Source organism: Trichocoleus desertorum ATA4-8-CV12 (assembly GCA_019358975.1).
GTDB lineage: Bacteria > Cyanobacteriota > Cyanobacteriia > FACHB-46 > FACHB-46 > Trichocoleus > Trichocoleus desertorum_A.
The window spans coordinates 64,743-91,155 of sequence record JAHHIL010000001.1 but is presented as its reverse complement, the minus strand read 5'-3'; the positions used below and the strand labels follow the sequence as shown (position 1 = coordinate 91,155).

Genomic DNA, 26,413 nt, shown 5'->3' with positions numbered 1-26,413 from the left:
AGACAGCAGGCTAGATCAGGCTAGTAGGGTAGAAATAAATCGGGACAGATATTGTGAGAAGTTGATCCTAAGCTAATCAAGTATCTAACAAGTCTGTCCCTTCAATTCGTCGCGATCGCTTGCACAGAGATGGGAAAGCAAAGTCAGTCAGCCAATGCCCCTACCTATTTGCTCGCATCTGGTCGAATACAGCACCATCTTCAAAGAATTTCTTCTGAACTTCGCTCCAGCCACCGTAGTCTTTTACGGTTGCCATGTCCTTCACTGGAGGATACTTACCTTCTAGCGATTTCGCTTGGGCTCCGTTGAGATCGCTCAGACGGAAACCTACGTTGGCAAACTCTTGCTGTGCTTCGGGAGAGAAGAGATATTGCACAAAGGCTTCGGCAACTTCGCGCGTGCCGTGCTTGTCTACGTTTTTGTCCACCACTGCGACTGGATTGTCAATCGAAACATTGACGGCTGGAATGACGTAGGGAAGTTTTTCACCATTTTCAGCAGCCAACAGAATCTCATTTTCATAGTTAATCAAGGCATCACCCTGACCTTGCTTGAAAAAGATATCACTCGCTTCCCGCGCATCTCTGGGCAATACCGGAACGTTCTTGTAAGCCTTCGTGACAAATTCTTGAGCTTTGGCATCATCCGCACCGGATTTAACCGCAGCATTCCACAGGGCTAAGAAGTTCCAGCGAGCCCCACCGGAGGTTTTGGGGTCGGCAGTAATGAAGCTCACGCCGTCTTTGCCCAGATCTGTCCAATCTTTAATCCCTTTGGGATTGCCTTCACGAGTGACGATCGCGGCAACAGAACGACTTGCAATGGCATCATTCGGTGCTTCCTTGTCCCAACCTGCTTCGATCAGACCCGCCTTTTCGATCTTCTGCACGTCCAAACCTAGGGCTAGATGCACTACATCCGCTGCTAAACCATCGATCACGGCGCGAGTTTGAGAACCAGATCCCCCATAACTAGGCTTGAAGACGACCGTTTGGTTATGCTCTTGCTGCCATTTCTCAACAAACTTAGGAATAATTTTGTCGTGGGCCGCTTTGGTTACGGCAAAGGAAACCAAAGTTAGTTCAACTTCCTTTTTGGTGGCACCTGCACCACCTGGAGCGCTAGCAGTGTTGGAGCCATTGCTGGAGCAAGCGGCGATCGCCACACTTAAACTTAGACCCACTAAGAATAGTGAGACAAATCCTTTTAACGAACTAAGCCGTTTCGAGCCACGTTGCCACAGACCCATAACCTTAATCTCCTTTCAAACCCCAGTTAGTCGGTCGGAATACCGGATTTCCGCATGAACATTGATAGTACCGAGAGATTTGCAAAAAAGCAAATAAGTTGTCAGGGGACGCAGCGATCGCTTTTTGCAAAATCAATTCGATTTAAGTGGTGAAGAGTGTTGCAGAATTTGATATACTTACTTTTAGTCAACTCGCTGGTGTAGCTCAGTTGGTAGAGCAGCTGATTTGTAATCAGCCGGTCGCAAGTTCGAATCTTGTCACCAGCTTTTAGAAAATCTATAAATATCGAGCTAGCAGCGCGATTGCAGCTTGTTAGTACTGCTCATCTAGATATTTATTACGCCGAGCGGCACAACTCCTCTAGCGATCGCAGAGAACTACAAAACCATTTATAGACTTCCTACGGTCTAAATCTAAGCTTGAATGGTGGAACAAAAACACCTATCCCTATACAAGCCAGAGTTTTTAGTTGATAAAATGTGGTTATTGAAATTCTGGCAAAGTGAGCCTGATTTTCATAGCCTAGGTTCAACTCCGAAATAGCCATTTTCCCAGAAAATAGGCTTGGTATAAGGTGCACTCTTTACTTCTGGCAAAAAGTAGCTAATAACACTACGGAGAACATCACAAGCAGTCTGGGCAGCCTCATCAAGGCCAACCTTTTTGTCTCCTAATCTACATGGCTCTTTAATTGAGCTACCATGTGCAATTGCGCTACGTAAGTCATAAATATCCTTTGCAATACGATACGCATGAGAACGCTTTTCTGGGGTATTAAATAAGGTTGAATAATTTAGAGAAAAGCGAAACTTTAACTCCGATCGGCGATCATCTTTTGACAATCCAGCTAGAAGAATAGATTCCAAACCTATTGCTGCATCAAGCAAGCGGTCTTGAAAGCGAGTTCTTGATTCTGCTTCAGCTAGCCTCCTACATGCCATTTCCATTGCTTGATCTAGCCCCGAAAAGATTAACATTGCATGATTCCTTAAGGTATCTACCTCATTTTTGGATATTTGATAAATACCAAAAGGTATGTACGCATCTCCTGTTTGAATTGAAGTTATTTTTGGTAAAGGACAAAAGCCTTTAGGCCTAATATGAATGCAGTCATACCCTACTGGACCACTCTTAAAAGTTCGCAATACAAGAATTACTTGATTAAGTTTTGATTTGACATCAAATCCAGATTCATTAAATTTTTCGTAATTCTCATACACTTTTAACTCTTCAAACTCCCCTTCCAAAACGGAATAAGGTACAGAAAAACTTCGCTTTAAATTGAAAGGAATCATGGACATAGGACCACCGTACATCTTTGAAGCCTCTCTTTCACTTAACTGCCGAATAACAAGATTGTTAGGCAGTTGAACTGCTTCTGCATCCATCTTATAGTTCAGTAGTGTTGCGGTATAGTGAAACTTAAGAGTTGGACAATCTATAAATTTAGCAAATTCCTGCAAGAGTATTTCAATAGACTCATTAGTCACCTGAGTAGCTTCATGTCTATTCCATAATTCACCTAAAGCGCTCTTTAAAATCCCTGAAGGATCATTAACAATATTAATAAAGCAGCCCCTAGTACCTACAAGATTGGTATACTGCGGATAGTACTCACAAAATATCTTTATAAACTCCGCACTAGTCTCGTGGAGAAATTCTCTTGCTTCACGAAAAGTAAGGTAAGAGCTAGACCGATCTACCCACGATGCTTGCCACTGTAAATTTTCATCCCTATACCACTCAAGATATGGCTCAGTAAGTTGAGTGTATAGCGGATAAAGGATAGGCAAAGATTTAGTGATAGCATCCTTTAAAGCGTTCTTGACCTTTTCTTGCATAAACGACAGCCCTCACACCTGGCAGAATCAATTTAGCATTTCGATTACAAAGCCGAAATACTAATAACATCCTAACTTTGAAATTTTTGGATATCTTTAATCTTATAAAATTTGAATTTTCAAGCTTGAATTCTTCACCTCAAATTGTAGAGACAAGGCACAAAAATCGGAGTATCTCCACCTGTATCTAAGCAAAGTTTAGGTAAGGCATAAAATGAGTTTTTAACTATATTATGAAAGGTTTTACTTCTGAAACTTTATAAACTCTTGCCCGCTCAGTTTCAGCCAATTATCTCCTGATTTGTAGTAATGGGGGTTATAAAACTAAGGCTTACTATACTTAGGGCAACATCAGTATATCTAGTAGCTAGAGATAAAAGCTCCTGACAACGTGCAGGAACTAAAGGGTTTTAGTTTTTCACGAAATGCTTTGTAGAAGCCATTGCACTTCCAAATCTTACCCTTAGCTTCAAAGTCTAATAGTTACTCCTCACTATCACTTTTCTGTCACATTTACTGCCGAACCTGAACGGCGATCGCTATTCAGGCTAGAGCGAGGTGCAGAATTCGTTCCTCCTTCCTCTTATTTCCCTCATCCCCGCTTCTCCTGCCATTGATCCAAAATATCTTTGAACAACAGTTCTTCTATCCAGGTTTTAGCTACAACGGTCAGCGGGAGAGCCATCAGCAAGCCCAACACTCCAAACAAACTGGCAAACAAGATTTGAGCAGTGAGAGTAATCGCAGGCAACAAAGCCACTTGTCGTGCCATCACCGTTGGGGTCAGCCAGTAACTTTCAATTTGCTGAATCACGATGTAAAGGATCAGCACCGCGATCGCTTTCCAAGGAGCATCAAGCAAGGCAATCAGCATCGGCAAAAATACGCTAAGAGTGGGGCCAATATTAGGGATAAAGTTGAGCAATCCTGCTAGGACAGCGTGAGCCAAGGCTAAAGGCACCTGCAAAACCCACAACCCAATACCGCTTAACGCACCAATGAATAGCATTTCAATCAAGGCACCCACCGTCCAAGCAGCGATCGCACTTTCACAGCGCTCCAGAATGTGATCAACTCGCAGACGGTAAAACTTAGGAAATAACCGAATTAAGATGCGACGGTAAGGTTGCGGATCAACCAGGAACATCAGCATCAACACGAACACAAGTAATAGCTCTAGCAAAGCATTGAGGGATGTAGAGAAGAAGGCGATCGCTCGTTGCACTACATTAGCGCCAGCAGGAGCCAACTGTTGCAGCAAGTCATCGAAGTCCAATCTGTCTGGAAAAAAGGGGTCGAGTAGACGATCTTCCAGCCAGTCGATCCATTGCTGGATCTGCTCTAAGCCTGTAGGCAAGAGAGCCACTAATTCTTGAAACTGAGTGACAAAGGACGGCACAATTAACCCTAAAATGCCTGCCAGTAGCAGCAGTAATAGGCCTAGACTCGCAGCGACTGCCCAACCTCGCTTCCAGCGAAACCTTTGCAACTGTTGTACTAACCGATTGATTGCTGTCGCTAAGACGGCGGCTGTAAAAATCAGCAATAGTAACTGCCGACTTTGCCAGACGACGTAGACAGATGCAAGCAGCGTTAGCAGCCCTAGCCATTGGCCTAGTTTCATCCAGATGTCTCCTTCTTTATTGCCAGTTTCGTTAGCAAATATGACCTAAATGTGATTTGAATTCTTGAATTGAAGAGTTACGCCTCGCTGTCACTTTCCTGTCACATTTACTGCCGAACCTAGAGGTATAGCAACAGTTATGCAGGTTAGAACGGGTGCAGAAAGCTAGCCTATGTATGAGCAGTCAGCATCCCCAGGAGAAGTCACCATGAGACGGACAAACATCTTCACCAGTGGACTAGTGATTGGCATCATGCAGCTCGCTGCCTGTAGCGCCGCACCACCAGAACAGAACGCCTCCAGTGGAGCCAACCCCCCAAAGCAGACCAACCCCACACAGACAACCGCCCAGCGATCGCCCTCAGCGCCAGCAACGTCACCCGCAGGCTGTACCTTGGTGAGAAATGGGTTTGGGCCTCCAGGCCAAGTCCAAGTGCGGGTGGAAGAAGTCGTGACGGGCCTAGAGGTGCCTTGGGGCATCGCCTTTTTGCCGAATGGAGATATGTTGGTGACTGAGCGAGCAGGACGAGTTCGACTGGTGCGCGATCGCAATCTCCGTCCCCAACCCGTAGCCACTGTAAACGTAACCGATAGCGGTGAAGGGGGACTGCTGGGAATTGCCGCTCATCCCGACTTTAACAGCAACCGCTGGTTCTATCTGTACTACACCGGAGTTAAAAACGGCACGGAAGTTAATCGGGTAGAACGCTGGCAACTGTCTCCAGATGGGGTGAGTGCCACCCGCGATCGCCTGATTCTTGATGATATTCCCGTAGCGGTTTACCACAATGGCGGGCGGATTCGCTTTGGCCCGGATGGCATGCTCTACATTGGCACCGGAGACGCTCGTAACCCAGACAGTGCCCAAGACCAGAAGAGTCTAGCAGGCAAAATCTTACGCCTGACTCCGGATGGTCAAGTGCCCTCAGATAATCCCTTTTCAGGTAGCCCCGTGTATATCACGGGTATCCGCAATACTCAGGGATTTGATTGGGTAAATGACTCGACCCTGTGGGTCACCGATCACGGCCCTAGCGGAGAGCTGGGGAGAAGCGGACATGATAAAGCCAGCCTTGCCAGAGCAGGAGATAACCTCGGTTGGCCCACCACCTATCGCTGTGAATCGCAGCCAGGATTAGTCACCCCATCCATCGTTTGGCGGCAAGCACTTCCGCCCGGAGGATCTGTGATCTACACAGGGGATGCCATCCCAGAATGGAAAAATAGCCTAATGATCGCTACTCTGCGGTCTGAACATTTGCAACGGGTGGTGTTTAATCCGCGATCGCCGCAGCAGGTAGAGCGTCATGAAGTCTACTTGCAAGGTCAGCAAGGACGACTGCGGGATGCCGTCATGGGGCCTGATGGTGAATTGTATGTGACGACCAGTAACTGCGATGGTCGAGGCAGTTGTCCGCCAGAGGGAGACAAAATCCTCCGCATCACCCGCTGATCATTAGTCACGCCATCATTAATCATTTTAGTCAAAACTTAGAGGGGATAAACCAATGCAAAAATTGCTCCAAAAACTACGCTTCATCCTTTTAGGATTGGTATTCGTTGCTCTAGCCATTGCTTGCCAACCTGCCGCGAGAGTGGAGACTTCCCAAGTTGGAGAAACTGCTAGTCCCCCCATCGCCAGCGCCCCCACAGGCAGCCCCTCAGCAGCAGCCACCTCTCTACAACTGCCACCTCTCCCCTACGACTACGCGGCCCTAGAGCCCCATATTGATGCTGAAACCATGAGATTGCACCATGATAATCATCACGCTGCCTATGTCAAAAATTTGAATGAAGCTTTGCAGAAATATCCCAACTTGCAAAACCAAGGGGTAGAAGCTTTGGTGCGAGACCTCAACAGCATCCCAGAAGAGATCCGGACTAAAGTTCGTAACAATGGCGGTGGGCACCTCAACCACACAATGTTTTGGCAGATTATGAGTCCTGATGGCGGGGGAGAACCCACCGGAGCCTTGGCCCAGGAAATCACCAAAACCTTTGGTAGCTTCGAGAACTTTAAGCAGCAATTTAATACAGCAGGTGGCGATCGCTTTGGCAGCGGCTGGGTTTGGCTTGTTCGCAACACTCAAGGACAACTCCAGATCACCACTACACCAAATCAAGATACTCCCCTGATGGAAAGCATTTACCCGATCATGGGCAATGATGTCTGGGAACATGCCTACTATCTGAAATATCGTAACCGTCGGGCAGAATATCTTAGCAACTGGTGGAACGTCGTCAACTGGACTGAGGTCAATCAGCGGTTCTCTCAAGCCAGAGCCATGCAGAATCCTCAGCCAGATCTGACCTAATTGCCGCCTTCTAGTCGAGCTTCAAACCATCCCTGGGTAAGTCTATGCGCAGCCTACTAATGCGGAGCCCGATTGCGATCGCTGCCTTTTGGATCGGCGTTTACCTGTTAATTACCCTATCTCCCTTATTCATTCTGCTGTTGCATCCCGCTCCCGCAGATCGGGGGTTTTGGATTGAGTTTTCCGTGGCCCTAGGGTTTATTGGGCTGGCGATGATGGCGCTACAATTCGCCTTGACTGCCCGCATTAATCGCATTGAAGCTTCCTACGGCATTGACATCATTCTGCAATTTCATCGCTACACCTCGATCGTGGCGTTCATCTTCATCCTGATTCATCCCGTGATTTTGTTTGTGACTCAGCCCGAAACGCTGCAACTGCTGAATTTTTTCCAGGCTCCTTGGAGAGCAAGAGCAGCGGTAGCGAGTACCCTGGCCTTGGTGGCGCTGATTGTCACCACTGTTTGGCGGCAGCAACTCCGCATTCCTTACGAACCCTGGCGGCTGTGGCACGGGGTACTGGCGGTGCTAGCAGTGGGGTTGGGGCTGGCCCATGCTTTAGGGGTGGGCAACTATTTGGGGCTGTTTTGGAAAAGCGTACTTTGGACAGCGATCGCCGTGGCAGCACTGTGGCTACTCTTGTATGTCCGGGTCGTGAAGCCTTGGTTCATGTCCAAAAAACCGTATTTAGTTGAAGCAGTCGTTCCCGAACATGGCAATGTCTGGACTTTGGTTTTGCGACCCAGAGTGCATGAGGGCATTCGCTTTCAACCAGGACAGTTTGCTTGGTTAACGCTCGGCATTTCTCCGTTTCGGATGAGAGAGCATCCTTTCTCTATGTCTTCTAATGGTGATCAGCCAGAGCAGATTAGTTTTGGCATTAAAGCCGTGGGGGACTTTACCAACACCATCAAAACCGTAGAACCTGGAACCGTGGCCTTTCTCGATGGCCCCTATGGTGCGTTTACCAGCGATCGCTACTGGGATGCCGCCGGGTTTGTGCTGATTGCAGGGGGCATTGGTATTACCCCCATGCTCAGTATGTTGCTGACAGCCGCTGAGCGCCAAGATGAGCGTCCATTTTTGCTGATTTATGCCAGTCGCTCTTGGGAAGAGGTGACCTATCGAGAAACCCTAGAAGACTTGAAAGCCAAACTTGACTTGACGGTTGTGCATGTTCTCCGCAAAGCCCCAGAAGAGTGGACAGGCGAAACAGGTTATGTCGATGCCGATCTCCTAGAACGCTATATCCCAACTAATCGGGGGAGTCGGCAATATTTCATCTGTGCGGTGCCTAAGATGATGGATCAAGTTGAAGTGGCTCTGCACGATTTAGGAGTTCCGATCACCAACATTCACATGGAACACTTCAACCTGGTTTAAACTGCTATGCGTTACAGCATCATGCTCCAACTGGTCGTTGGTATTGGTACCATTCTAGTGGCCGCTGCGGCGCTGTTTGCCTGGATTCAAAATCGTTCGGTGACACCGCAGCAAACTACTAGAGATGATATCTCACTCCATCTCGGCTCCTATCTTCATCGCTGATTCATGGCTCCATCTCACCCTTCCTTGGCTCGCCGTCCCCATTGGTGGCAACGTCTCTTGGCGCTGATTGCCCTGTTGAATTTAGTACTGGTCATGTTTGACCTGAGCTACCTACACTGGCGAGACGCTTACCTGCAAGTTCTCCCGAGCTTGACTCAAGCCTATGACCCAGTCAAAGCCATTCAACCCCATCCCGAAACGCAACATTATCTCAATCAGGTCGATCGCCTGAATCAGCAGATTTCCGAGACAGGGTTACAGTCTCTAGAAACAGAAGCCTTCTTGGCAGAACTGCGCCAACTCAGTCAACAGATGAGCCAAGATAATCCGTTTGAGGAGGCCAACAAACCTTATGTATTAGCCAAGATTAAACAAGAAGTCCGCGATCGCACAGGCGAACAAATGGCGAGAGATGGGTTTGCTACCTTTTGGAGCGCTCCTTACCTGTCTCAGGCTAGCTGGCAGACAGAAGCAGATTTTTTTAACACCAATCTTCGTCCGTTGATTGCGGCGAACTACTATCGAGACAGCGATCGCTACGGCTTACTCGTCGATCGCTTCTGGCTTTTGGACTTACCGTTTATCGCGCTCTTTGCGATCGATTTTCTAGTTCGGACTTATCGCACAAGTCGTCGCCGTCCGGACCTCACTTGGCTAGAGGCCATCCTGCGGCGTTGGTATGACTTGCTTCTGCTGCTACCCTTCTGGCGCTGGTTGCGTGTCGTTCCTGTGACCATTCGGCTCTACGAATCTAGGCTGTTTAATCTGGAGCCACTACGCGCCCAACTCAATCATGATTTTGCCGTTAGTTTTGCTCAAGAGCTAACCGAAATGGTAGGGATTCAGGTGATTGATCAAGTCCAAGACACCATTCAGCAGGGAGATTTGGCCCGTTGGTTATTGCATCCAGAAAGCCGTCATCCCTATGTGCAGGTCAATCATCAGGATGAGGTAACAGCGATCGCGACCCGCCTGATCCAGGTCAGCGTCTATGATGTATTGCCACAAGTCCAGCCCAACGTAGAAGAGCTGCTTCGACATGGCATTACTAGCACCCTCAGCCAAGCTCCCCTCTACCAACAGCTACAAATGCTGCCCGGTTTAAATGGGTTGCCAGCTCAAATTGCCGAAAATCTAGCAAAAACATTGTCTCAATCGGTCTACAACAGCTTAACCGGGATGTTGGCAGATCCTGTCGGCGCAGAAATTACAGCTCGTTTAACTCAAAACTTTCGCAATGTTTTAGAGCAGGAATTACAAAAAACTTATAACCTGCAAGCAATTCAAGCTTTACTTGTTGATTTGCTAGAAGAAATCAAAATTAACTATGTCGAACGGATTGCTCAAGGTGGCATGGCCAGAGCCATTGAGGAAGCTGAGCAGCTACAACGAGCTAGGCACCGCCCAAACTTCGTGCCACGCATAGAGTCCGGGCAGAAATAGCTCAAATTTGACAACAATGCCCCCTGCCGCTGCTTGTCGTAGTTGCGCTTCCGCTGGCGTGTTGAGTAATTCAGGAAACACCTCCCACACAGAACGCCCTAGCAACTCGGCTTGCTTACGTCGCAGCAATAGCTCCGCACTGTACTAGACAGATATATAGTTCCAATCTCTGTCTAGTACCGTAATTGCATCGGACGTAGACTCTAGGACTGTTTCAAGATCCAAATTCGTTCTCCGTTCCAGGCAAACTTCCTATTATAAAATTAGTGCGTTCAGGTACTTTATACATCTAGCGATCGCCTGATCTTGCGGAGTAAGCTGGGTTCTAGAACAGTTCTTAAGCGCTAGTCAAAATAAAAGGAATCTGCTTGAAAGATCCAACTTCAGTGGTTTTGAATCTTTCAAACAGATTGAATTGCCGTTGTCTCGGCACCTGAATATAGGGTAAGGCTGTGAATTACTTGATGCGATTCACCTTAATTAGATCTTTCATGATCACTCCATGAATTCCCTTGACGATATCCACAACTTGAGTGACCTCAAAATCTACTGCGGCACTGCTCAGTTGTAGAGCTTCTTGTCCGTTGAGGGGTGTAACTTCTGTGATAAAAGTGAGGCTTTTACGCACTGCATCCTTCATCGCTTCATCCAAATCTTGATTCAACCCAATCGGAACAAAGGCGATCGGAGTTTCTAGGAAAGGTGCGGTAAATGTTTTCCTAGCAGCGAGATCTTTGCGTAGAGTAATCCGAAATGTTGGCTTTAGAGAACACTCGATTGCGGTTAAAGCAACCTCTCCATCTCCTTGAGCACAATGAGGATCACCCGTATACATGAGAGCACCAGGCACTTGCACAGGGAGATATAGCGTAGTTCCCGCCGTAATTAAATTCAGGTCAATATTGCCCCCATAGCGGCCTGGAGGAACCGAGTTTTCAGTTTCAGCATCGTTTTCAGGAGCGACGCCAATTAGCCCCATGAATGGTTTTAAGGGAATCTCATAGGAGGGAGAACCGGGCCTGTCAGGTTGTAGAATTCCTAATCCAGTAATTCCCTCTCGCTTGAAGTTGGCGTACTGGAGAGGAGAAGTAGTCTGTCCTTGACGAGTTCTCAGAATCGCCTGAACAGCTTGAGGATCAGTCACGATTTTGATGTATTTGCTATCAGCAACCTTATCTCCCACAGGATATTCTCCGGGCAATGTACCTTTACCCTTACGGCTACTAATAAACCCATAGGAGGCACGATGCTCAATCTTGAGAGTTTCAATCTGCAAGACATCTCCGGGCATAGCTCCTTCGACGTAGATAGGGCCTGTGACAACGTGAGGTCCTTTGCCATCATGAGGGACGTTCGCTCGGATAGTCAGTTGGTCTTGCAGGATCTCTTTTTCGGGCACTCCCTTCTGAGTCAAAAACTCAATGGCTCCAGCAGCAGTGCCATCCCGTGACTGGTCTTCTAAAATGCCCTCATGAGAGACGGTTTCAATGGTTACAGTGTCTCCGGATCGAATGCGTAGAGCAGGCTTAGCTGTCTTGCCATACAGACGTCCCCAAATCACAGTTTCTGGGGTGGATTTAAGCAGATATTCTTTTGCCCCAGCGGGAGAGTGGAAACCCCAAATGCCTAGAATCAATCCAGCCAATAACCAGGTGTGGTTTTGCCTCACCATCCCGCTCACGCCTCACTTGACGACTTCAGCCGTACAATAGCTTCACCCATCCGTATTATTTGTAAGCTTAACTACATTCTCTTGCCGAAAAATCAGCGAAATTGTCCTTGAATCAGGCAATTTTTAGCAAAAATTACTGCGTTGCTAGTTCTAGCCGTTGAGGGTAAAGCGCATAGAGACTGGCACGAAATTGCTTTGATTTTTTAGCGAGTCGTTCACTAGCAGTTCTTTAGCATTAGGGTTAGGAGAATCAGCAATGCCACTTCATCATCAAGGCTGGATGCTGCTATCAGTCCTCGCGACTGGGGTTGGACTAGCGATGCCCTCCCAAGCTGAGAACTTGGCTTACGTAAACTACTGGCTACTGGATGCTAAACCAACCGTGAAGACGCTGCACTTAAACCAGCAACCGCTCCATGCTTCTTATTCTCCAGAGCAAATCATTCCATCCCAACGCCTTCCTGCGGGAAAGTACGCCCTCTCCCTCAATTCCCCTGCTGCTCCACTAGCGCAGAGCTTTAATTTAGAAGCTGAGCAGTTTTACACCGTAGCTCTATTTCAAAAGGGTCAGGTACTTCAAGGGCTAGTGCTGAATGACAAGCTGAGTCGTCCTGAACCTACAGTGAGACTTGTGAATCTCATGCCTGAGCCTGTCCAAGTGACTATCAATCAAGCTCAGTTAAAAGGATTAGAGCTGCAATCGGGTGAGCAAAAAGATGTGGCGATCGCTATTAATAGCCCCTCGAAAGTTGGTTTAGTGACGGTGCAAACCACTGCTAAATCTAATCTGAGTCACTCGGTGACCAAAACCTTTGGGGTTGGGCCTGATTATGCTTCTGTGGTCGTGATTAGCCCTGAAGCCAGCTCACTCAGATTGACTCGTTGGCAGTACGATCGCTGTGCTGTCCGGATTGAAACTTACCAGTACGAAGATGCCTGTGGTCACTCAGATTAACCCACTGGACTGGTTAACCCACTGGACTGGGCAACAGCTAGGCTGGGCGACCTAGAGTAGTGATATAGAGAGCCGCTTCATCCACCGGGATGCCTAGCACTTCATTTACCTGGTCATCAAAAAAGCCACCAATACCGCTGACCCCCAAACCGAGATGAATGGCCGCGAGGTTGAGCTTTTGTCCCAAGTGTCCCGCATCCATGTGCAGATAACGGTAGACGCGATCGCCATATTGGGCCACCGCACTTTTTAGGTCTGCTGTATGAAATACCACTGCTGCGGCATCACGACCTAAATCTTGCCCCAAGCATAGGTAATGTAATTCTCGCCGGAAGTTTTTGAAGCGGATTTGCCGTAACTCCTGAGTCTGGGGGGCGTAGTAGTAGCAGCCTTCCTCTAAACCAATCACACCAGAAACCGCAATAAAGGTTTGAATCAAGCTCAAGGCAAAATAGTCTGGGTGCCCATCCAACTGCTGCTCAATATAGTGTTGAGGTTGGTAAGTAAAGTCTAGTAACGCTTTCAGCTCGGCTAAGGTAATCGATTCTCCGCTGTAGGCACGGGTAGAACGACGACGAAGCATAGTTTCTTGCATAGCTCCCAAGTTTTCTCCCCAAACAATCGGTGGGGATAGCGTGGAAACTTTCAAGCAAAACGGAAAATTGTATTTATCCGGCTGAGCTTTCTCTAAGCTCTTCTGAGATTGCGCCTTTTTGAAAACCGCGCTTGGCTGAATCTGGGTCGCTTGGTGGAAATAGCTCAGCAATTCTCCGTCAGGAATGCTGGGATACTCAGTTTGGGTGGCTGAAGCCAAGGCTGTCACCGCGAGGGGCAAGTTTTGCGTTACTTCCAGCAGATCGGCTAACGGAATCACCGCGAGCGCTCCTTCTTGCTCCGGATCGAGGTAGAGCAACTGATCGATCGCTGCATCGGCAAATCCGCCAATCAAATGTGGACGGTAATCATTGAGGGCGCAGGCCAGCTCCATATTGCCCAACAGATGCCCCGTATCCAAAAAAATGCGACGGTAGGCTCGGTCTTGATAACGCCACGCCGAGCGGAAGAACACCGCAGTAGTCACTACCGCCATCTGCGTGTGATCTAAAGTGGGATGCCAAAAGCAAGCTGATTGCAATTTTTGCCAAATATCACTGTCCCAGAAATGCAGGAGCGAATGAGTTTTGGACTGATAGTTATACAACCCAGCAGGCAAAAACGGTGTCCCTCGCGAGACTAAATAAATTTCTGCAGGATACAATCCGCCTGCGGAAGGTGCAGCGCGTAAGTACACTGGGCTGCCAGCCGTGGGAATCATGCCTGTCAACCCATAGCTGCAAAATAGCAGGCGCGATAACCGTTGCCACCAAAGGGTTTCTGAGTCTTCAGCCAAAGCATCTCGTTGATCGCTTAGAAAAGGCTTGAGATCTATGGACGTGCCGATCTGGTATTCCTTAAACGGAACAGGCTGGTTCTCCCAATCCAGATAATGGCTTTTGCTGGCAAGGGTTTGTGGATCGTATTTGGTGCGCTCATGGTAGTGCTGAGCGATCGAGACTCGAAGTTCTGGCATAACAGTTTCTGGGCAGTGCAGTTACGTCCCTATTTGGATCTTGCCACCCCTGCTTGGGAAAATGTCTTCTTGACTAAAACTTGACTAAAAACTCTCCCCCAGTATCCCTAAAACTTTTTACAAGTCGTCTTTACAGGTCATCATTTTTAGAAATACCGAGAGAGTATCCCCAAGGCGACAGATGTTGCTAAAGTTTTAATCTGCAACAGTTGAGCAATAAATGGAAACTAGCTCTCCAAGCTCAATCCAGCAGGTTTATAAGATGCGATCGCATCTTAATAAATCCTTAAAAAAGCGTTAAGTAATCGTATTTCTTGTCACATTATTTTACATTTTTACATAGGTTAAGTATAAATGCTCAAGGTGTATCCAGCATCGCCCCCATCAGGGGTTTGATGTCAGGGATACTGTCGGGAACGGTTATCATGCAGAGGGTCAGCGCCAAAGAAATATTATCTTCCTACGCAGAAGGGCAACGGAATTTTAGCGAAATTGATGCTGAGGAAGTTTCTCTGTTTGAAGCAGATTTGTCAAACATCAATTTACAAGGCAGCAACTTAGCCGCAGCTTACCTACCGTATGCTAATCTCACCCACGCCAATCTCCAGTCTACGCAGTTGCAAGCAGCGGAGATGAGCAATATTCAGCTCTACCAAGCAGATTTGGCGGGAGCAGACTTACAAAAGGCAAATCTATCGCGGGCCAACTTGCGACATGCCAACTTACAAGGCGCAAATTTAGCAGGCGCAGATCTATCCGGGGCAGATCTATATAACGCTGACCTCACCAAAGCAAACTTGTCTTCAGCAGACCTCAGCCGCACCAACTTAGAAAAAACTAAACTCCAAGCGGCTCAGCTCACAGGCTGTAATTTGTACCGGGCTCAACAAGCCAATCTAGAACAAGCTTATATCGATCGCACCACCATTTTTCCTGATGGTCACCGAGACAGTCCTTCTCAATGAAGCTCTATGAAAATTCAACCACGACATGATTGGCCCGCCACCGCTGAACAGGCCACTGTGATTCAACAGCAGTTGCGCGGTGAGATCATCATGACAGACCAACTAGGAACTGTGCAGCGCGTAGCTGGAGTCGATGTGGGATTTGAGGCCGAGGGGACGATTACCCGGGCTGCGATCGCCGTGTTGAGTTTTCCCGAATTGCAACTGGTAGAGCAAGCGATCGCCCGTCGCCCCACCACCTTTCCTTATATTCCAGGCTTTTTGTCGTTCCGAGAAATTCCCGCTGTCCTGGATGCTTTAGCGCAAATCACGACTCCCCTCGATCTGCTCCTCTGTGATGGTCATGGGATCGCGCATCCGCGACGGATGGGCATTGCGGCCCACTTAGGGCTACTGGTGGATTTACCTGCCATTGGTGTCGGCAAGTCTTTACTAGTGGGAAAACATGATGAGGTGCCCAATGAGCGAGGCGCTTGGCAACCGCTACAGCATCGAGGTGAAACCATTGGAGCCGTGTTACGAACCCGTATTAACACCAAACCCCTCTACATTTCCCTAGGGCACCGGATTAGTCTGCCGAGCGCGATCGATTATGTGATGCGCTGTACGCCAAAATATCGGCTCCCAGAAACCACCCGTCAGGCTCACAAATTGGCATCCGGGTGATCTAAGTGGTGATCTAAGTTTCGTGTTGTTGGGCGATCGCCAGGGTTTGGTCAATCATAATCCGCACAATCTCTAAGGCTTGATTCAAACTTTCCCGAGGCCGAATTTGATAGGTATAACGTAGACGTGCCTGTCCTTGATCGGCGGGATGCTGCCACTGTAAGACTGGACATTTTTTGCCAAAACCAGTTTGTCGTTTGATCCGCACATGTACTAGCCAAATCGGCCAGTCACGATAGGTGGCAATAAAGTGAGTTTTATTTTTGTCAACTTCACTCCGCTGAGCGGCCAAAGCAGACTGACTAGAACCACTGCTAGGCGTGGAATAATTTACCTGTACAGCCTTATGGGTGGATGAAACACTTGATCTAGAAGGATACAAGGATTGTGGAAGTGACCTCGATCCGGTAGTCATGTTCAACTGTCCCCCTGTGCTTACAATCCCAGCTCTCTTTGTTAGTCATCTACTCGATGCAGTTTAGTGACGAGAGCGACTATCTAGATTACCATCAGGGACGAAAATGCCGCTCACTATACTAAGGCACTCAACGGCACTCAACCTGTTAGTGAAAAATACTGATTCTTTAGATAACAGAGCATCCCCCTTTAGAGTTATTCTCTGCAACTAGAAGCATCAGACTTGAGTTGGGCGACAAATGTTCCTGAGTTCAGGCTAGAGCCAAGTCACCTGTACTCGTAACTTTAGTTACAACTACGTAGTGTAGTTTTAGTTACTACTGGAATCGATGAATATTGAGTGAACTTTTCATGACGATTCCAGCAATTACTCAGAAGCTACTAGCTGCGAAACAAATCCAAGGGGTGAGTTTTACAGATCTAGAAAAAATTCTAGGCCGAGATGAAGTTTGGATTGCGGCAGTGTTTTATCGCCAAGCCAGTGCTTCTGAGGATGAAGCCAGTAAGTTAGTGGAGGCTTTAGGATTAGGGCCAGACGTAGCATCTGAGTTGACCGAATATCCCCTCAAAGGTCTAGGGCCAGTAGTACCAACCGATCCGCTGATTTATCGCTTCTACGAAATTATGCAGGTCTACGGCATGCCATTAAAGGAAGTCATTCAGGAGAAATTCGGAGATGGCATTATGAGTGCAATCGACTTCACGCTGGATGTAGAAAAGGAAACAGACCCGAAGGGCGATCGCGTCAAACTGACCATGTCAGGAAAATTCTTGCCCTACAAAAAGTGGTAAATCGGCAGTTTTAGGGAAAATTGTGATTATATGGGGAGCTTGCATCAGAGAAATTGCATCTACTCTAGAGTAGATCGCGCTAAGGCTCCCTGTTTCCTCCATTAATGCTCCACCATCATCACTCCTCCCACTCCTGCAACAGTGATCACTGTGACCACTCCATCTCCGCTGCCTCTCTAGACCCAGGCAGCACACCAATTCAGAAGTTGCGCTTATTGTGGATAGCGCTCATTCTGACAGGTTGCTTTTCGCTAGCGGAGTTAATCGTGAGTCACCGCAGCCATAGTTTGGCCCTGCTGGCTGATTCAGGACATTTGTTCTCCGACACGCTATCGCTCGCTTTAGCACTGTTAGCCACCTGGATCGCCCGTCTACCTGCTTCTGAACAAGCTCCTTTTGGCTACCGTCGGGTGGAGATTTTGGCCGCTTTAGCCAATGGGTTGAGCTTGGTTGCGATCGCTTGCTGGGTCGGTTGGGAAGCGATCGCCCGACTGCAATCTCCCCCGACTGAAATTCTCAGCTTGCCCATGCTGCTCACGGCTGTGGTGGGCTTAGGGGTTAATAGCTTAAATGCCTGGTTCTTGCATCGCGACACCCACCACGACTTGAATCTGCGGGGAGCCTTTCTACATATGGTGGCCGATGCCATTAGCTCCGTGGGCGTAATCTTGGCAGCGACCGCGGTCGGCAAACTGCACTGGCTCTGGGCAGATGGAGCCATTAGCCTACTCGTGGCTGGGTTCATTGCCACTGGAGCCATTCCGCTGATTCAGCAGAGCTTGAATATTCTGCTAGAACGCACCCCTCAGCAGATTGATGTCCCAGCCCTGGCAGCAGCTTTAATGCAGCACAAAGCTGTGGTTAGTATTGAGGCTCTGAAGCTTTGGACGGTGGCTCTGGGGCAAGAAGTGCTGTGTGTGCAATTACAGGTCAATTTAAGCGATGGGTTAGCCCGCGATCGCTTGTTGCAGCAAATCCAAACCCAAATGCAGCAAGAATTTGGCCTACAAGATGTGATGGTGCAAATGACTCTAGCTCCTGGTCAGCAGGCGATCACGACGCAACTATCACCGACGCTGAGCGACCAGATTGTACTTCCCAGCTAAGAAGCCCGCTCCTTGCAACGTAGCAATTCCTTTTAGGGTATTGCCATTCACCTCCCCGGCGAACTGAATCGTTAGTGGCTGGCCTTTCACATTTTTGCTCGTCTTAAAGCTGATTTGTTTACCCGTCAACTTGGCATTGTTGATTGCCAGCGTTTCACTGCCTGCCGTCGCTGCGCCACTCACTTGCTGGAATTGCTGCCGCAGTAACAAGTTGACAGGTTGCGGCCCAATGGGGGTGGCTAATGTCCCTTGCCAGTTTCCCGCCACCTTCTCTGGCACCACCCAGTAGTAAATTGCATGAATGCGGCCCGTTTTAGGCACTCTCACCGTTAAGGTTTTATCGGGTTTCCAGTTGCCCATATCAAAGGCATGAGAAACCACGCGCGACCCCGGTTTAAGTTCATTCAAGAGCTTAGGCTGCAATTTAAGGTTAACGGCAGGCAACAAGTAGAGAGTGACCACGGTGGCATCGCGGAGATTGGTTTGAAACAAATCTTGCTGCAAAAACTGGACGCGATCGCCCAAACCTGCTTTTTGAGCGTTGGCATTACTCTCTTGAATTAGCTTCGGGTCAAGTTCTACCCCAACTCCACGAGTGCCGTACTTCTGAGCTGCGGTCAGCACAATGCGCCCGTCACCTGAGCCTAAGTCGTAGAGCTGATCTCGGCCTGTAACTCTCGCCACCTTCAACATTTCGGCCACCACTTCATTCGGCGTCGCCACATAAGGCACTTCCTTCTCCACCACTGGGGCACCAGGGGATGAATTAGGAGGCGGAGAATTAACCGCAGGAGCCTCCGCCACTGGAACAGAAGCAGACACAACTGCCGAGTTGGAGGCCGAGACGGACGAGTTGGAGACGAGAGACTGAGTACAACTAGCCAAAAGTGCGATCGCAGTCCCTAAACCCATTCCTTTGGCTACCACAGCCATCCTGCGTTGGATTTCCATTCACTCGCCTCCTATCCAAGTTTGACGGCTTCTCCATAATTATGTCTGCTCCCGCTTGATCTGGCATTGCCTCAGGCAGATCTAGGCAGAGCATCTAGCCTATGGCATACTCCCCAAGGAAGACTGAAACACCTAGAATTAAGAATCGCTCGTTAAGCCTGCATGAAGATTGCCACCTGGAACGTCAACTCCATTCGCACCCGCCTAGAACATGTCCTAAACTGGCTGCAAGCCAACCCAGTAAACGTGCTGTGTGTGCAGGAAACCAAAGTCATAGACGCTGACTTCCCGCGATCGCCCTTCACCGAGTTAGGCTACCACCTCTACATTTCTGGGCAAAAGTCTTACAACGGCGTCGCCCTAATCAGCCGTACTCCTTTAGAAGATGTCACCGCTGGATTCACCCCAATTTTAGGCGAAAGCTTAGTAGGTGAACTTGATGTCCAAAAACGAGTGATTACAGGGGTTTTAGATGGCATTCGCATCGTTAACCTGTACGTCCCCAACGGCTCCGAAGTGGGCAGCGAAAAGTATGTCTATAAATTGCGATGGCTCCAAGTTCTGCGCGAGTATCTCGAAGCTCTATGCCTCAAAGACAGCAACCCACCTAAAATTTTAGTCTGTGGCGACTTCAATATTGCCTTAGAAGATCGAGACATCCATAACCCCAAAGGCCGTGAAAAACACATTATGGCCTCGGATCATGAGCGTGCCGCCTTGCAAACTGTTCTGGAGCTGGGCTTTGCAGATGCGTTTCGCAAATTTACCCAGGATGGAGGTCACTTTAGTTGGTGGGACTACCGCTCTGGCTCTTTTCAACGCAACAGCGGTTGGCGGATCGACCATCACTACCTAACTCCAGTCTTGTACGAACGGGCGATCGCTTGCACCATCGACATTGCCCCGCGCCAACTAGAAAAACCCAGCGACCATGCACCTGTAACTGTCGAACTGGAGGTCGCACTTTAGATAGTTGCAAACTCTTCAACTGAACTTGCTAAACTGCATCAGATAGTTCACCTTCCAGTTGAGTACCCCTATGTTTTTAGTCACTGGAGCCACCGGAGGGCTAGGTCGCAAAATTGTCCACACGCTGTGTGAGCAAGAAAAAGCGGTACGAGCGTTTGTGCGGCTGACATCCCGCTATGCCGAACTAGAACACCGTGGTGCGGAAATCTTTATCGGGGATTTGCGGCAAGAACGCGATATCCAAAAAGCTTGCCAAGGTGTGCAATATGTCATCAGCACTCACGGTGCGACTGGCTCTAGTGATGGCGATGCTCAAACGCTGGACTACCGCGCCAATATTGACTTAATTGATGCGGCTAAAGCCAATGGAGTGCAACACTTTGTCTTTATTTCGGTGCTAGGAGTGGATCGCGGCTACGAAGACTCCCCCACCTTCAAAGCCAAGTTTGCCGTAGAGCGCTACCTACAAAACAGCGGCCTCAGCTACACCATCCTGCGTCCTTCTGGTTTTTCGTCTAACTTGCTCCCTCTAGCCGAGCAATTTAGCAACACTGGTATCTATCTCTTAGTTGGCGATCCTCACAACCGTTCCTCCATCGTCAGCACCGACGACCTCGCCAGAATTAGCGTTGATGCTGTTTCCAATGAAGCTGCCCACAATCAAATCTTTGCCGTTGGTGGACCCGAAATCTTAAAGCGATCGGATATCCCTGCTATCTTTGGCCGCATCTTTGATCGCGACCCCATTGTGATTAATCCTCCCTTATTCCTATTCGACGGCGTGAGAACCGCAGTTGGGCTAGTCAATGCCAGAACCCAAAAGGCTTTGGGCACTCTTCGCACTCTCCTTGCTAACGAATTTTTCTGTACTTCCAAGGAGATCGAGCGATTAGAATCTACCTTCCACATCAAAATGGAATCCCTCGAAACCTTCCTGCGGCGTTATTTGAGTGTTTAGCGATCGCGGCCCTATCCCTGCCCAGCTACCACGCTCGATTCAATTGCCCAAAGCTCAGTTCCGTGGACCCCATCATCAGCTCCAAAGAATAGCTTATTGTCGCTTTGCACAAAATTGTAGCCTGAGAAAGAAGATGGCTGCGAACTGTTCACACCTGGGTTGATATCCTCAACCAGAGTTGTTCCTAACGTGGTGCCATCACTCTTCCATAACTCAGCTCCGTACACAGAATCATCAGCCCCGAAGTAAAGTGAACCATCAAAGTTAACTAAGTTCTGAGGATTGGAACTGTCTACACCCGGGTTAATATCCTTCACAAGAACAGTTCCTTCGGATGTGCCATTACTTTGCCATAACTCAGTGCCATGCACTCCATCATTGCTTGAGAAGTAAAGCGTATCGTTGATAGCTGTTAAATAGCTAGGGCTGGAACTAGCTGCACCTGGGTTAATGTCTTTTACGAGGAAAGTTCCTTCAGATGTGCCATCACTCCTCCAAAGTTCTTTACCATGCACACCATCATTAGCTTCGAAGTAGAGCGTATCGTTGATATTGAGGAACTTGAAAATCCCTGGTGACAAAGAACCAATTGCACCAGGGTTAATATCCACAAGTACGGTCCCTTCGGGTGTGCCATCACTCTTCCAAAGTTCTGTACCATGCACTCTATCATTAGCCATGAAGTAGAGCGTACCATTCACGTTTGCAAAGGAGAGATTGGAAACTGGCCAAACACCCTGCTTCAGCAAGACAGTACCCTCGCCAGTGCCATCACTCTTCCATAACGCCTCGCCACTACCTGATGAATATGCCGAGAAATAAAGCGTGTCATTTATATTCGTGAATATAGCGGGAGCAAAACTGCCAAAATTACCTGGATTGATATCCGTCACCACCAGCGTACCTTCAGGAGTGCCATCGCTCTTCCACAGTTCTGGCCCATGTATTGTGTCATGGGCTGGAAAGTAAAATGTATTACCGATAACAGCGACGTTAGTTTTGAACTGTGCAGAAGTAAAAGCATTACCTCCAACAGCTTTTATGAAAGTTTTACCAGCCTCAGTGCCATCGCTCTTCCAGAGGCCACTAGAGAAGAAGTAGAGTAAGCCATTCACGTTAGCAGAAGGGTACGCATTTTGCTTGACTAGCGTTGTTCCTGCTTCAGTGCCATCACTTTTCCAGAGTCCCTGCTCTGGGCTAGAAGCAGAAAAATATAGTGTCCCGTTCACATTTACTGCGTTAATGAGGAATCCGTAGGGCCACTGACCCAATCCGGGGTTAATATCTTTGACAAGGTAGGGATCTCTACCGATACTAAGGTTAAAGCTGCTGTTGAGAGTAGTGGTACCATCAGTGACGCTGAAGTTGAAGCGATCGCTGCTCGCATTACCACTATCACTCTGATAACTGACTCGACCTTGATTGATGTCATCTTGGGTAAAGGTTTGATTCGCATTCAAGACCAAACCATTTAACTGGAAGCTGCCATTGAGAGGTGCGTCTTTGAGCGTATAGATCAATTGAGTTGCATCGGTATCAGCATCAACGACGCGCAATTGATCGTTGCCAATGATTTTGGTGGAGCCAGAGGTGAGAGTCAGCCCAGTATTGTTAGCTAATAGAGGCGATGGGTTGAGCGAAAGGCTCAATGCGTAATTCGTGTTCGTCTCAGCATTATCAGGCGCAATCTGCACATAGTAGCTGCCTGCTTCTAAGATGCCACCATCCTCTGAAAGAGTGATAGCAGGGGTGGCGGTGAAACTTTGCAGGATTTCGCCTTGTTCGATCGCACCATTGCTATTGCTATCCTGAGCCATCTGTAGCGTCACTGCACCACTCTGTACATTCAGCGATCGCTGCCATTCTCCTGCTCTGCCTAGTGTGAACTGATACCAATCTGCCGTGTCTGAGATGCCCACAAAATCTGTAATGCTATTTGGCGTAGTACCCAACCCAGCCAGCCGAGCGCTAGCTAAGGAGTCGCCTGCATAATCACTCCCTGGACGGCCTTCTCCCTGGCCAAACAGTAAGTAATGTTCATAGGCTTGCTGGCAGTTGAAGCCTGCGGTGCCCAAGTCGGGGTTATTGGCTAAGTAGACTTGGACATTAAAGCTAGGAGAGGAAATACGTCCTTCTGCTAAACCATAGCGCTGGAAGTGCTCATAAGCGCCTCGATTATCCAGTCCCGCTGCTCCCAAATCGGGGTTGAGGGCTTGATAGTAGTTGATATCCAAGGTGGGAGAAAATACTCGGCCTTCTTGCAGCCCATACATCTGGAGGTGCTGGAGCAGCTGAGTTTGGTTCAGCCCAGCTGTTACTAGGTCTGGGTTATTTGCTTGGTAATAGTTAGGGTCAAAGAAGGGAGAAAACTGTCGCTTTTCCTCTAAGCCATAGAGTGCAAGATGCTGTAATGCTTGAAAGCGATCGCCCCCAAATGCTTGACTTACATCTGGGTTGTTTGCCAAGTAGAAATTGAGGTCTACAAAAGAGGAAAACACTCGGCCTTCTGCTACACCAAAATCTTGTAGGTGTTGAAAGAGTTGCTGATTAGTTGTCAACCCTGCTGCCGCCAAGTCAGGATTACGAGCTTGATAGAACTGGAGGTTGACAAAGGGAGAGAACATTCGGCCTTCACTCAAGCCATAGGTGAAAAAGTGAGAGGATGCCTGTTCATCTGTGAGGCCAGCCAAATCAGGATTCAAGGCACGGTAAAAATTAGCATCGAATAACTTCGCAGGCATGAATCATCTCCCCTACTAATCATCACGGCAGGTTCTAGCCCACTGGGTCTAAACCCAGACAACTTACGTATAACTCAGCACAAAGGTAGGGTAGTAGGACTACATAACTTTATTTAGACTGTACGAAAGTGTTAGAGCTTTAAACACCCGTTGGGCTATAACTATATTTCTGAAGCAAGCGCTTGTACGTTTCTCAGGCTCTAGCCAAGAACTTATCTTGAGTGTTACAAAACTTTACAATCAGTCTCTAACAGTTCTCAGATATTGCATTCCTCAGGTACATCCCCTGATTTTTCGCCCGCACTAGTTGAGAGTTTTGGGCCTGCGATCGCCTCAATCCTCTCTCTACAAGGATCTAAGGAGAAATCAACCAAGCTAGTGAAATTGCCACAACTGCTCCTATTAAAGTATTCAAAACATTGACCACTTCATTAGTGAGCCAACCATATTTAGATTGCAGTGTTGCCCCAATCACACTTTCTAGGTTAGTTGCAATGAATGCTGCAATGATGCACAGCCCAACGCCTACTAAACTAATCAAACCAACTCCCCAGCCTACAAAGGCGATCGCCGCAGAAGCGACAACGCCTGCTAAAGTGCCTTCCAAGCTGACAGCGCCTTCAGTGCCACGTGGGACGGCTTGCAGCGTGGTAATGAGAAAAGTGCGCTTGCCATAGGCTTTGCCGACTTCACTGGCAGATGTGTCCGAAAGTTTGGTACTAAAGCTCGCCACATAACCGAGGAGCAGGAGAGGGATAAAGAGACGAGTGTTATTAGTAGGATTCAACAGAGGGATGAGAAACGCTCCCAGAGCACATAAAGCACCCACTAATGCAGAACCCCAGACATTCTCTGGACCTCTTGCCCCAGAACGCTTCTCAGCGATTCCTTCTGCCTCCTTTTGGGCCATACCGATCCGAGTCACAGCAGAGCCAACGAGAAAATAGAACATCACGACTACATATCCCTGCCAGCCCAATGTTCCCAAAATCAAGACACCCAAAAACCAGGCATGGAGCAGACCTGCTGGGGTGAGGAGTTTTTTAGGAATGAACCAGGCGATCGCCGCTAAAACAGAGTTCAGAGCCAGCGCAATCAGCCAAGGATTGAAGGTCGCGAGTTCAGCAGGCATATGTCAGGTTGCATTGAGGGGGATGTAGTCATTCAAGCAAAAATTATTGAGCTTGCACCCATGATTTGAATTTCTTGAAGATTACTCGTGGCGTTATTTACCAATACAAAAACGGCTGAAAATGCGATCAAGCACTGATTCGGTGACTTCTTCGCCTGTGATTTCTCCCAAGGCTTGAATGGCTCCGCGCAGATCGATCGTCCAGAAGTCGAGGGGGAGGCGATCGCTCATGGTGGCCTGGACTTGCTGGAGGGCAGCTTTGGCGCGAGTGAGGGCGGCGGCTTGGCGTTGGTTGATGGCTAAATCTAGGTTGGCAGCTTGCAGGTTTTCGGTTTGGACGGTGGCGAGGATGGCTTGCTCTAGATCAGCAATACCTTGGTTTTGAGCAGCGGCTGTGGTGACGACTCGCCGGATAAGTGCAGGATAAGTGATTGATTCCAGATGTGGGGTTGCGACTAAATCAGTTTTGTTAATGACTAAAATCAGCGGTCGGTGCTGCACTTGGTCATAGATGGTTTGGTCATCCTCGGTCCAGCCTGCTTCAGCATCAATGGTCAACAGTACCAGGTCTGCGGCTTGAGCTGCCGATCGCGATCGCTCTACGCCAATTTTTTCTACCTGGTCTTCGGTGTCGCGGATTCCTGCCGTATCGAGCACTTGCACGGGAATACCTCCCACCACCAGTTGCGACTCGACGACATCGCGGGTGGTGCCAGGGAGATCGGTGACAATGGCGCGATCGCAGCGGCTCCAGGCGTTAAGCAAGCTGGATTTACCCACATTCGGGCGACCTACGATCGCGACCTTGAGGCCAGTTCGCAGCAGCTCTCCTTGCTCGGCAGTGGCTAGAATCTGAGTCACTTCAGCCAGCACCTGATGGAATTGCGCCTGAATTTCTGGTTCGTTTAGGGGCGGCAGGTCTTCTTCAAAGTCAATTCGGGCTTCAATTTCGGCCAAGATGTCTAAACAAGTGGTTCGGAGTTGCCGAATCGGATGGGCGAGTTTACCTTGCAATCCTGCCAGAGCAGTTTGAGCGGCTTGGGGCGATCGCGCTCCAACTAAATCGGCAATGCTTTCGGCTTGGGTTAGGTCGAGTCGGCCATTTAGGAATGCGCGGAGGGTGAACTCTCCTGGTTGAGCCAGTTGCGCTCCTTGTTCTACACAAAGCTGCAACACTTGCTGCACAGCCATGATGCCACCGTGACAGTGAAACTCGACCACATCTTCACGGGTGTAGGAACGGGGAGTTAGCATCAGCAGCAGTAAGGCTTCGTCTACCACTTGTTGAGTTTCAGGGTGGCGCACATAACCATAGAGGATTTGGTGGCTCTGCCAATTTTGCTGACCAGGGGCATGAAAGAGGGTTTTGGCGATCGCGACTGCCTCAGCTCCAGACATGCGAACAATGCCGACGCTCCCTTGTTGCGGCACAATAGCTGTGGCGATCGCGGCGATCGTTTTTCCCTGTGTGACTCCCCTAGACATTGTTTCTCCGTAAC

23 protein-coding genes and 1 tRNA gene are annotated in these 26,413 nt (G+C 48.6%); 13 read left to right on the top strand and 11 right to left on the bottom strand.

Annotated elements, in window-relative coordinates:
- Positions 1-160: 160 nt before the first annotated feature.
- Positions 161-1,249, bottom strand: coding sequence for a sulfate ABC transporter substrate-binding protein (locus KME12_00440; GenBank protein MBW4486237.1), 1,089 nt, complete (start codon positions 1,247-1,249; stop codon positions 161-163).
- A gap of 194 nt (positions 1,250-1,443) precedes the next feature.
- Here KME12_00440 and KME12_00435 point away from each other — a divergent pair.
- A tRNA-Thr gene (locus KME12_00435) sits at positions 1,444-1,516 on the top strand.
- A gap of 249 nt (positions 1,517-1,765) precedes the next feature.
- Here the strand turns inward: KME12_00435 and KME12_00430 are convergent.
- On the bottom strand, positions 1,766-3,091 hold the full coding sequence (locus KME12_00430) for a hypothetical protein (protein ID MBW4486236.1): 1,326 nt from the start codon (positions 3,089-3,091) through the stop codon (positions 1,766-1,768).
- A gap of 592 nt (positions 3,092-3,683) precedes the next feature.
- Positions 3,684-4,715 carry an AI-2E family transporter gene (locus KME12_00425; protein MBW4486235.1) on the bottom strand — a complete coding sequence of 344 codons (1,032 nt, stop codon included), beginning with the start codon at positions 4,713-4,715 and terminating at the stop codon, positions 3,684-3,686.
- A gap of 253 nt (positions 4,716-4,968) precedes the next feature.
- On the opposite strand from KME12_00425, the gene KME12_00420 reads away from it, so the two are divergent.
- Genes KME12_00420 through KME12_00400 form a run of 5 tightly spaced genes read left to right on the top strand, consistent with a single transcriptional unit; the run spans position 4,969 to position 10,020 of the window.
- Positions 4,969-6,168, top strand: a complete 1,200-nt coding sequence (locus KME12_00420; GenBank protein MBW4486234.1) for a PQQ-dependent sugar dehydrogenase — start codon at positions 4,969-4,971, stop codon at positions 6,166-6,168.
- Between the two features lie 55 nt (positions 6,169-6,223).
- The gene (locus tag KME12_00415; protein MBW4486233.1) at positions 6,224-7,030 is read left to right on the top strand and encodes a superoxide dismutase; all 807 of its coding nucleotides are present in this window, start codon (positions 6,224-6,226) and stop codon (positions 7,028-7,030) included.
- A 44-nt stretch (positions 7,031-7,074) separates the two neighbouring features.
- Entirely contained in the window at positions 7,075-8,412 is a 1,338-nt protein-coding gene (locus KME12_00410; protein MBW4486232.1) for a ferric reductase-like transmembrane domain-containing protein, read from the top strand.
- A 6-nt stretch (positions 8,413-8,418) separates the two neighbouring features.
- On the top strand, positions 8,419-8,577 hold the full coding sequence (locus KME12_00405; protein MBW4486231.1) for a hypothetical protein: 159 nt from the start codon (positions 8,419-8,421) through the stop codon (positions 8,575-8,577).
- A 3-nt stretch (positions 8,578-8,580) separates the two neighbouring features.
- Entirely contained in the window at positions 8,581-10,020 is a 1,440-nt protein-coding gene (locus KME12_00400; protein ID MBW4486230.1) for a hypothetical protein, read from the top strand.
- On the opposite strand, the gene KME12_00395 is transcribed toward KME12_00400, so the two are convergent.
- Positions 9,961-10,149, bottom strand: a complete 189-nt coding sequence (locus tag KME12_00395; GenBank protein ID MBW4486229.1) for a PAS domain-containing protein — start codon at positions 10,147-10,149, stop codon at positions 9,961-9,963. The two genes, KME12_00400 and KME12_00395, sit on opposite strands and share 60 nt — an antisense overlap.
- A 328-nt stretch (positions 10,150-10,477) precedes the next feature.
- Positions 10,478-11,692, bottom strand: a complete 1,215-nt coding sequence (locus KME12_00390; protein ID MBW4486228.1) for an acetamidase/formamidase family protein — start codon at positions 11,690-11,692, stop codon at positions 10,478-10,480.
- A gap of 256 nt (positions 11,693-11,948) precedes the next feature.
- On the opposite strand from KME12_00390, the gene KME12_00385 reads away from it, so the two are divergent.
- Positions 11,949-12,647, top strand: a complete 699-nt coding sequence (locus KME12_00385; protein MBW4486227.1) for a DUF4397 domain-containing protein — start codon at positions 11,949-11,951, stop codon at positions 12,645-12,647.
- Positions 12,648-12,684: 37 nt separating this feature from the next.
- Here the strand turns inward: KME12_00385 and KME12_00380 are convergent, their stop codons facing one another.
- Positions 12,685-14,217, bottom strand: coding sequence for a SagB/ThcOx family dehydrogenase (locus tag KME12_00380; GenBank protein MBW4486226.1), 1,533 nt, complete (start codon positions 14,215-14,217; stop codon positions 12,685-12,687).
- A gap of 425 nt (positions 14,218-14,642) precedes the next feature.
- On the opposite strand from KME12_00380, the gene KME12_00375 reads away from it, so the two are divergent.
- Together KME12_00375 and nfi are read left to right on the top strand one after the other, a co-directional pair.
- Complete coding sequence (locus tag KME12_00375) at positions 14,643-15,182, top strand: pentapeptide repeat-containing protein (protein MBW4486225.1); 540 nt, start codon at positions 14,643-14,645, stop codon at positions 15,180-15,182.
- 6 nt (positions 15,183-15,188) lie between these two features.
- Positions 15,189-15,848 carry a deoxyribonuclease V gene (nfi, locus tag KME12_00370; GenBank protein ID MBW4486224.1) on the top strand — a complete coding sequence of 220 codons (660 nt, stop codon included), beginning with the start codon at positions 15,189-15,191 and terminating at the stop codon, positions 15,846-15,848.
- A 13-nt stretch (positions 15,849-15,861) separates the two neighbouring features.
- Here the strand turns inward: nfi and KME12_00365 are convergent, their stop codons facing one another.
- Complete coding sequence (locus KME12_00365) at positions 15,862-16,263, bottom strand: hypothetical protein (protein MBW4486223.1); 402 nt, start codon at positions 16,261-16,263, stop codon at positions 15,862-15,864.
- Between the two features lie 353 nt (positions 16,264-16,616).
- Between KME12_00365 and cynS the strand changes: the two genes are divergently transcribed.
- Both cynS and KME12_00355 read left to right on the top strand, forming a co-directional pair.
- The gene (gene cynS / locus KME12_00360; GenBank protein ID MBW4486222.1) at positions 16,617-17,057 is read left to right on the top strand and encodes a cyanase; all 441 of its coding nucleotides are present in this window, start codon (positions 16,617-16,619) and stop codon (positions 17,055-17,057) included.
- Between the two features lie 104 nt (positions 17,058-17,161).
- Positions 17,162-18,163, top strand: coding sequence for a cation diffusion facilitator family transporter (locus KME12_00355; protein MBW4486221.1), 1,002 nt, complete (start codon positions 17,162-17,164; stop codon positions 18,161-18,163).
- On the opposite strand, the gene KME12_00350 is transcribed toward KME12_00355, so the two are convergent.
- Positions 18,125-19,114, bottom strand: coding sequence for a class I SAM-dependent methyltransferase (locus KME12_00350; GenBank protein ID MBW4486220.1), 990 nt, complete (start codon positions 19,112-19,114; stop codon positions 18,125-18,127). The two genes, KME12_00355 and KME12_00350, sit on opposite strands and share 39 nt — an antisense overlap.
- A gap of 162 nt (positions 19,115-19,276) precedes the next feature.
- On the opposite strand from KME12_00350, the gene xth reads away from it, so the two are divergent.
- Positions 19,277-20,083 carry an exodeoxyribonuclease III gene (gene xth / locus KME12_00345; GenBank protein MBW4486219.1) on the top strand — a complete coding sequence of 269 codons (807 nt, stop codon included), beginning with the start codon at positions 19,277-19,279 and terminating at the stop codon, positions 20,081-20,083.
- 70 nt (positions 20,084-20,153) lie between these two features.
- Positions 20,154-21,041 carry an SDR family oxidoreductase gene (locus KME12_00340; GenBank protein ID MBW4486218.1) on the top strand — a complete coding sequence of 296 codons (888 nt, stop codon included), beginning with the start codon at positions 20,154-20,156 and terminating at the stop codon, positions 21,039-21,041.
- A gap of 11 nt (positions 21,042-21,052) precedes the next feature.
- Here the strand turns inward: KME12_00340 and KME12_00335 are convergent, their stop codons facing one another.
- The 3 genes from KME12_00335 to mnmE form a co-directional block, all read right to left on the bottom strand.
- Entirely contained in the window at positions 21,053-23,782 is a 2,730-nt protein-coding gene (locus tag KME12_00335; protein ID MBW4486217.1) for a hypothetical protein, read from the bottom strand.
- A gap of 355 nt (positions 23,783-24,137) precedes the next feature.
- The gene (locus tag KME12_00330) at positions 24,138-24,914 is read right to left on the bottom strand and encodes a TIGR00297 family protein (GenBank protein ID MBW4486216.1); all 777 of its coding nucleotides are present in this window, start codon (positions 24,912-24,914) and stop codon (positions 24,138-24,140) included.
- A 93-nt stretch (positions 24,915-25,007) separates the two neighbouring features.
- Positions 25,008-26,399, bottom strand: a complete 1,392-nt coding sequence (gene mnmE / locus KME12_00325; protein ID MBW4486215.1) for a tRNA uridine-5-carboxymethylaminomethyl(34) synthesis GTPase MnmE — start codon at positions 26,397-26,399, stop codon at positions 25,008-25,010.
- Between the last annotated feature and the right edge of the window lie 14 nt (positions 26,400-26,413).